Annotated in this window: 8 protein-coding genes; 3 read left to right on the forward strand and 5 right to left on the reverse strand. The window is 54.2% G+C overall.

Annotated features, from left to right (window positions below; genetic code table 11):
- Positions 1–540 (reverse strand): PAS domain S-box protein (locus VGK23_05670; GenBank protein HEY3420023.1); only part of this gene is annotated, 540 nt, incomplete at its 3' end.
- Between the two features lie 320 nt (positions 541–860).
- On the opposite strand from VGK23_05670, the gene VGK23_05675 reads away from it, so the two are divergent.
- A complete protein-coding gene (locus tag VGK23_05675; protein ID HEY3420024.1) occupies positions 861–1,322 on the forward strand; it encodes a peroxiredoxin in 462 nt (153 codons plus the stop codon).
- Here VGK23_05675 and VGK23_05680 read toward each other — a convergent pair.
- Complete coding sequence (locus VGK23_05680; GenBank protein HEY3420025.1) at positions 1,312–1,980, reverse strand: class I SAM-dependent methyltransferase; 669 nt, start codon at positions 1,978–1,980, stop codon at positions 1,312–1,314. The genes VGK23_05675 and VGK23_05680 overlap by 11 nt on opposite strands.
- Positions 1,981–2,089: 109 nt before the next feature.
- Between VGK23_05680 and VGK23_05685 the strand changes: the two genes are divergently transcribed.
- Positions 2,090–3,451, forward strand: coding sequence for a deoxyribodipyrimidine photo-lyase (locus tag VGK23_05685; protein HEY3420026.1), 1,362 nt, complete (start codon positions 2,090–2,092; stop codon positions 3,449–3,451).
- A gap of 18 nt (positions 3,452–3,469) precedes the next feature.
- On the opposite strand, the gene VGK23_05690 is transcribed toward VGK23_05685, so the two are convergent.
- Positions 3,470–4,168, reverse strand: a complete 699-nt coding sequence (locus tag VGK23_05690; protein ID HEY3420027.1) for a helix-turn-helix domain-containing protein — start codon at positions 4,166–4,168, stop codon at positions 3,470–3,472.
- Positions 4,169–4,279: 111 nt separating this feature from the next.
- On the opposite strand from VGK23_05690, the gene VGK23_05695 reads away from it, so the two are divergent.
- A complete protein-coding gene (locus tag VGK23_05695; GenBank protein ID HEY3420028.1) occupies positions 4,280–4,465 on the forward strand; it encodes a hypothetical protein in 186 nt (61 codons plus the stop codon).
- An 18-nt stretch (positions 4,466–4,483) separates the two neighbouring features.
- Here VGK23_05695 and VGK23_05700 read toward each other — a convergent pair whose 3' ends face one another.
- Both VGK23_05700 and VGK23_05705 read right to left on the reverse strand, forming a co-directional pair.
- Positions 4,484–5,389, reverse strand: coding sequence for a GNAT family N-acetyltransferase (locus VGK23_05700; protein ID HEY3420029.1), 906 nt, complete (start codon positions 5,387–5,389; stop codon positions 4,484–4,486).
- Between the two features lie 83 nt (positions 5,390–5,472).
- Entirely contained in the window at positions 5,473–7,008 is a 1,536-nt protein-coding gene (locus tag VGK23_05705) for a carboxypeptidase M32 (GenBank protein HEY3420030.1), read from the reverse strand.
- Positions 7,009–7,167 lie beyond the last annotated feature (159 nt).

The raw sequence follows: 7,167 nt of genomic DNA on the forward strand, positions 1-7,167 counted from the left end.
GTCCGTGCCGATCAGATTATCGCGCGAAACGCCAGTGACCTTGATGGTCGCCTCGTTGACGTCCGTTATCTTCCCATCGGCGCTGATCGTAACCAATGGGTCCAGTGATGCCTCGATCAGGCTGCGCGCATATTGTGATGCGCCGCCCAGCTTGTCCTCTGCCGCCCTTCGGGATGCGACCTCCTCGGTGACATCCCGAGCTATGGTGCAAGCCCCGACGAAGCGACCTTCTTTGTCTTTTATCGGAGATATGCTGATCGAGACCTGAATGATCTGGCCATCCTTCCGTCGCCTCTGTGTCTCATAATGGTGGATCTTTTCCCCTTTCTTGATCCTCTCTAGGATTGCGGGCACCTCGTCCACGACCCCGGGAGGAATGAGTATGGATATTGGTTTACTCATCACTTCTTCGGCATGATAGCCATAGATGTTCTCCGCACCACGATTCCAGAATGTGATTATTCCATCTGAGTTCTTGGCTATTACAGCATCGTTCGAGGATTCTACGATGGAGGCAAAGAAGTAAGGGTTGGCTTCCATTATTCCACCTAATGGTAAGACTTTACCCAATGACCTATGCTCATCATCGCAGCTCATGTCTGTTTTATTTCCAGTCATAGCATGCCTTCAATAATTTTTTTGATTCAGCTCGGTCCGATAGTAATTCAATTCCGATTATATTGAATATTCTCCGATCCCGGTCAGTGCCAAAGATCCATTATGGAATTTATTGATGCCATTTAGGTCGAAATTCGATATGTTCGAGAAATGGAAATGAATAGGGAGCAAGATGGACCATAACTCGGCGAAAGGAATATCTTATATCTAATCGCCTTCAATGAATGAGGCCGGTGATTTCAATGAAAGGACTTCAGGAAGGAGATAAGGCACCTGCGTTCAAACTGCTGGACCAGGACGGAAAGGAAGTCGACATGGCCGAGCACATCGCCAAGAAAGTGCTGGTAATATACTTCTATCCGAAGGATTTCACATCGGGATGCACGATGGAGGCCCACGCATTCAGGGAGATGCACGAGGCCTTCCAGAAGGAAGGTGCTGAGATATTCGGAATAAGCGGCGATTCGGTGGAATCGCATAAGAAGTTCGCCATCGAGCATGAACTGCCATTCACTCTGCTGTCGGATCCAGGCAACAAGGTCCGGGACATGTTTGGGGCCTATGGATTGGCGCATGTCGTAGGCAGGGTGACCTATGTGGTGGACAAGAACGGAGTGATAAGGATGGTCTTCTCTTCCAACATACAGCCCAAGGATCACGTTGAGAGGTCCATCGAGAAGGTCAGGGAGCTCGCTAAGGCGTAGGCAGCTTCCGGACCAGCATGATCCCGTCCCTCACGGTGAGGAGGACGTTCTCGACCCTTTTATCGCCATTTATCTTCTCGTTCATGGCGACTATGGCGAGAGCGTCCTTGTCATCGACAGGGGGGTCTAGGACTTTTCCGTACCAGAGCATGTTGTCGAGAGCGATGATGCCGCCCGGTCGGAGCATCTCCAGAGCGGCCTCATAGTAAAGGTCATAGGCCTCTTTGTCCGCATCGATGAAGGCCATATCGAAGGGACCATGAATATCGCGCACGGTCTCCCGGGCATCGCCCATGACCACTCTGATCTTCTTTCCATAAGGTACTCGGCGGAAATATTTCCTGGCGATATCGACCGCCTCGGGATCTCGGTCCAGCGTGTAGAGTACACCGTCGTCGGGTAAGGCGGACGCCATCATCATTGCTGAGTAGCCAGTGAAGGTTCCGAACTCGAGCACCCGTTTGGCCCTGGTCATCGCCACCAGGAATCTCAGGAAAGTACCCTCCACCTCACCGACCTGCATTCCCGGGTTGGACATCTTGGCATATGTCTCCTCCTTCAGGTCACGGAACACCTGGTCAACATCCCGGGTGTTCTTCGAGGCATACTCCTCGATGGCTTGGTCATAGGGATTCATGCGGTAACACTCTGGTGCCATTGAATAATAAACCCTTCCGAGATCGGTGAACGGATCCTGGAGAACGTCGTAACAACCATGCTTTATCTATCAGCGCCTGGAATAGTATTCATCGAATGGAAGAGTGCCCATGACGACCAAGGAGATAGCCGAAAAGAGGTCGGTAGTATTACGCAAGAAGCCGTACTCCGGAGGCCGGGTCATCTATTGGATGGACCGGGACCAGCGCGCCCAGGACAATTGGGCGCTCATTTATGCCATGAAGGAGGCGAACGATAAAGGGGTTCCGCTTTGCGTTGTGTTCTGTCTTTATCAAGAGAATCTCGGGGCGACTCTGAGGCAGTATCATTTCATGGTCGGCGGTCTCCGACAATTGGAGACAAGGCTCGGACAATCCGGCATCGGATTCTACCTCCTGGAAGGTCTACCCGGGATCGAGCTTCCCGCCTTCCTGTATCGCATGAGAGCGGGGCTGCTGGTCACTGATTTCGACCCATTGAGGACCAGCATGGATTGGAAACAGAGAGTGGTGGCGGCCCTGGACATACCGGTGGTGGAGGTGGACGCCCACAATATCGTTCCATGCCGTGAGGTGTCGAAGCGTAGGGTCATGTCGTTCGCCAGTTTCCGAGAGAAGGTCATCCCCTTGCTCCCAGAATATCTGGTGGATTACCCAGAATCGGTTCGACCGGACCTGGTCTGGGAGATGGAACAGAAGCCGACCGATTGGGACGCGGCCTTGAACAACCTGCATCTGGACGATGGGGTCAAACCCCTTGTCTGGATATCTCCGGGAGAGGAAGAGGCCGGGGCCGCCTTGGAGAGATTCTGCCGAGAAAGGATGTCTGAATATCCTGAAGGATTGGTCGACCCCTCGAAGAACGCCCAATCTGACCTGTCACCTTACCTGCATTTCGGACAGCTTTCATCGCAGAGGGCAGTGCTGAACGTCAAGGCGACCAGAGCAGAGGAATCCGTCAAATCACTTTTCATCGATCAGATAGTGGTCAAGAAGGAGATCGCCGACAACTTCTGCCTCCACACCCCGATCTATGATTCGGTCGGAGCGCTGCCCGAATGGGCCAGGAGAACGATCAACGGCCACCGGTCTGACATCAGGGAACATCTCTATTCACTACAACAGCTTGACCAGGGGCTCACGCATGATCCGCTGTGGAACGCCGCCCAGATGGAGCTGGTCAAACGGGGAAAGATCCACGGCTATCTGAGAGAGTATTGGGCGAACAAGATCATGGAATGGACCAGAAGCCCGGAGGAGGCTTTCAGCTTCGCCATCCACCTCAACGACCGGTATTCGCTGGATGGCCGGGATCCGAGCGGCTATACCGGGATCGCGATGGTCATTGGCGGCCTGTACGGCCGTCCTTGGCAGTCGAAGGAAGTGCTCGGGAAGGTGAGAAGGATGACCTATACCGGGGCAAGGCTCAAGTTCGATATCCATGCATATGAGGAGAAGGTCAAGAATCTGTGAAGACCAGGAAATGATTCCCTATCGACGTGGCTGAAGCGATCTCTCTTGATACGATCTCAACAGAGGATAGGAGTTCTTGACCATCTGGTGCAGAGATTTTCTCAGATGTTCGCCATAGGTGGAACGGGATATGCCTTCCCTTTTGGCAACCTCGTCCATCTCCACCTTGGCCGGCACATCCAATAGTCCGCTGTCAAAGGCTGTGGCCAGGACGCCGAGCTGGCGGTCGGAGATGCCGTCGAACAGGTGAACGGGAACGATACCAGAGTCCAGGATGAGGTCCAAGTTCTCCCGCCCATGGTGGGAGATCACCTCTACCTCACTGTCCTTGGAGCAGATATCGATGAACCGGCGCAGATCTGGCCGGGAAGGGGAGAATATCCGGTAGTGGGCCCAGCCCCCAACGAACACGACGGGTGGAATGAGCCAACATCGGCATCGATGCGCTACATTATCGATCGAGTTGGGGTCGTTGCAGGAACATATGCTCATGGTGAGTACTGCCGAGGCGCCATCCAGGAACGAATGGTCCACTTCCAAGGCCGTTTGTGCCTCCTCGACGATCCTCTCCGCCTGCTCTGGGCTCTTTGCTGAAACGTAGAGCATTTCATTCGCGTTCAAGCACCAAAGCGCCATTCTGGCCTCGGGATACCGTCCAGCGAAGTTGCAGAAGGTGCGGTCATGATGCATTCTCAAAGAGGTGTCAAGGAACTTCATGTTTCATCACCTGAACTAAGATACATCGTCCGGAGGCCAATCAATCTATCGCCGGCTTTCCGCCCTAGGGCGGTAGAAATGGGAAATCCGGGCCGGTGGTTATCATCAGGCATGAGCAAAGACCCGGAATTGAACGCATACCTGAAGAACGAATGGAAGAACGACCGTAGCTGGCTGACAAATGGGCCTGACTGCTGCCCGGACGAAGAAGGCATCGTCTTAGCATTGAGGATGAGGCTAAGGAGGACGGTCAAGGCACTCGATGAAACCTACGGCCAGATAGCTTGCTGTCTATGAACGGGACCGGATCCATATTTATCGGGCCAGCTCCCAGGAGAACTCCTCCAGCTTCTCGATCGGGAGCATGGCGTCGTACACTCGATTCGAAGGTGCTGCCTCGGTGTCGGAACCGATGTACGCGTCCCTTACCTTCATACCCGCCAGACGTCTGAAGGTCTCCGCAAGGCAGGCTTTGGCAAGGCCCATCCTCTGGTAGTCGGGATGGGTGGCGATAGGGTCGATCTCAGCATAGTTCTGCTTCCAGTCGATCCTCGCCTCAGTGCATGAGACGCATCTTCCCCCGGGGGACAGAACCTGCACCAGCATGCTCGGCAGGAATCCGGGCGCCTTTCGCTTCGATTCGAACCATTCCTGGTTGATGGATTGCTTTCCGAACGCCTTGTTAATGACCTCGATGGTCCCATTGGCATCACCGGAATGCCCGAGGTCGGTGAGAGAGAATCCATCCATCAGAGGAGATGCGTGCGGCGAAAGCATCGTGTCGTACCTCCGCAGGAACCATCGGGAGCCGGTTATGTGGTATCCTCGCCTCTTCAGAAGGTTCTGTCTCCAGACATCGTGGGCGAAGGCGGAAACGACGATACGGTCCTTGTCGCGACCCCACTGATCCTCGATCCAGGTCAATATCCTGTCCTCCAGGTCTCGCCGGTCAGGACTCACCTGCAGGGTCATAACATCTCCTCTCTCGCTGACCGCCAAGCCGACGATCCTAGCCCCCTCTCTCCATACGTGAAGGTTCCTGGAAAAGAAATCAGGATCGACCTCTTTGAAACGAGAGTTCCCTCCATACCTCCAGTCACCCATCCGGGTCAGCGACCAGTTCCGAAGTGAGTGGAACATGCCATATGATTCGCTCAGGAAGGCCAATACCTGGGAGAGTTCGTTCTCCGAATCCACATAGGCTGAATCGACCAGATCCATTCAATTCTCCTTAATCAATATTTCTAATCATGAAATAATTAAAGGCCGGGCATGATTACCCGGGCCTTCGGGAAGAAGGTGATTCAGACCCCGTAGACATACTTGCACTTGCGCTCAAGGTATTTTATGAACGGCGCTATGTCAAGGTCCCTTCCAGTGACGTTCTTGACCAGGTCGGCAGGGTCGTAGAGGCTGCCCTTGGAGTGGATGTTCTGCGCCAGCCATTGCTTCACCGGAAGATAGTTGCCGCCCTTGATCTCCTTCCTCCACGATGGCAGGTCCCTGTCCATCTTCTCTAGGAACATCCCGCCATATATGTTGCCAAGGGCATAGCTGGGGAAATATCCCAGGGAACCGCTCGACCAGTGCACGTCCTGCATCACTCCCTCGGAATCGTTCTCGATCTTCATGCCCAGATATTTGTCGTATCGTTCATTCCAGGCCTGAGGAAGCTCTTCCACGGAGAGCTTGCCGGACATGATGTCCTTCTCCATCTCGAACCTGACGATGATGTGCAGTCCGTATGTCGCCTCATCCGCCTCGATGCGGACCTTCGACGGTTCGAAAATGTTGACCGCGGACACGAAGTCGTTGGTCTTGATCCCCGTGAGCGCCTTGCCGGTGATCTTCTTCAGGCGCGGCAGCATGTACGAGAGGAACTCGGGGCTGCGTCCGATCATATTCTCCACATACCGGCTCTGCGATTCGTGGATGCCGTAGCTGCATGGTGTTCCGATCGGCTGGTACATCCATTCCTGCGGTATGCCCTGTTCGTAAAGAGCATGTCCGCCCTCATGCATGACGCTATAGATGCTGGAGGAAAACCTGTTCGGGTAATAGTGGGTCGTGATCCGTACATCTGAGTAGTAGCCGGTGGTGAACGGGTGCTCGGCCTCGTCCAGGCGGCCTCCGGCGCTTTCCCCCTCGGTGACAAAACCGATGAACCTCATCGCCTCAGCGCTGATCTTCCGCTGCGCCTCGATGGGGACCGTTCGGGACAGGAATTTATCATCTGGCCTTACACCCGACGATTCGACCTTCTTGACGATCCTTACCAATCCTTCCCTCATGCCGGAGAAGACCTCGTCGATCTTATCCGCAGTGATTCCAGGCTCAAAGGAATCGAGGAGGGCATCATAGGAGGTCTTCATGCCCTTCACGTCCATCAATATCTGGGCCGCCTCCTTCTTGAGCTCGATCATCTTGGAGAGCTCTGGCGCGTATGCCTTGTAGTCCTTTGCCGCCTTGGCCTTCCGCCAGGCATCGAAGGTGACGGTCTCCTGCTTCGACATCTTGGCTACCAGGGCCTCGGGGATCTTGGACGTCTCATCATAGGCCTTGCGCATGAGGTGTACGTTCCTCTTTTGCTCCTGACCGAGATCCGCGTATTCCCTGGACCCCTCTATCTTTTCCAGCATTTCGGCGACCTTGGGGTCGGTCAATGCCTGATGATACAGGATGCTCATCAGGGACAACTGCTCGCTGCGAAGCCCGATGCCCCTGGCGGGCATGTAGGTCTGCATGTCCCAGCCGGCCAATGCTGCCGTCGTCCCCAGCACGGTAAGCCTTTTCGACCTCTCGAGCAATTGATCGTAGGAATCCTGAATCACAGAAGACATGATGATCGCTTCCAGAATAGGACGATGATGGATTAATCATTAACTAATGCGACTCTGTGTCACTGTCCTGCAGAACGACCTCCCTTGATTGTCCTCAATGGGATTGAGATCAAATGACCGATGGTGGCCGAATGAATGACTACCTGAGCCTCTCGGCCG

The sequence above is a fragment of the Methanomassiliicoccales archaeon genome, assembly GCA_036504055.1.
Classification (GTDB): domain Archaea; phylum Thermoplasmatota; class Thermoplasmata; order Methanomassiliicoccales; family UBA472; genus DASXVU01.

What these genes read in the sequence shown, in the direction of transcription:
- VGK23_05675 (HEY3420024.1), top strand. Translation starts at nt 861, where the DNA reads ATGAAAGGACTTCAGGAAGGAGATAAGGCACCTGCGTTCAAACTGCTG.
- VGK23_05680 (HEY3420025.1), bottom strand. Translation starts at nt 1,980, where the DNA reads ATGGCACCAGAGTGTTACCGCATGAATCCCTATGACCAAGCCATCGAG.
- VGK23_05685 (HEY3420026.1), top strand. Translation starts at nt 2,090, where the DNA reads ATGACGACCAAGGAGATAGCCGAAAAGAGGTCGGTAGTATTACGCAAG.
- VGK23_05690 (HEY3420027.1), bottom strand. Translation starts at nt 4,168, where the DNA reads ATGAAGTTCCTTGACACCTCTTTGAGAATGCATCATGACCGCACCTTC.
- VGK23_05695 (HEY3420028.1), top strand. Translation starts at nt 4,280, where the DNA reads ATGAGCAAAGACCCGGAATTGAACGCATACCTGAAGAACGAATGGAAG.
- VGK23_05700 (HEY3420029.1), bottom strand. Translation starts at nt 5,389, where the DNA reads ATGGATCTGGTCGATTCAGCCTATGTGGATTCGGAGAACGAACTCTCC.
- VGK23_05705 (HEY3420030.1), bottom strand. Translation starts at nt 7,008, where the DNA reads ATGTCTTCTGTGATTCAGGATTCCTACGATCAATTGCTCGAGAGGTCG.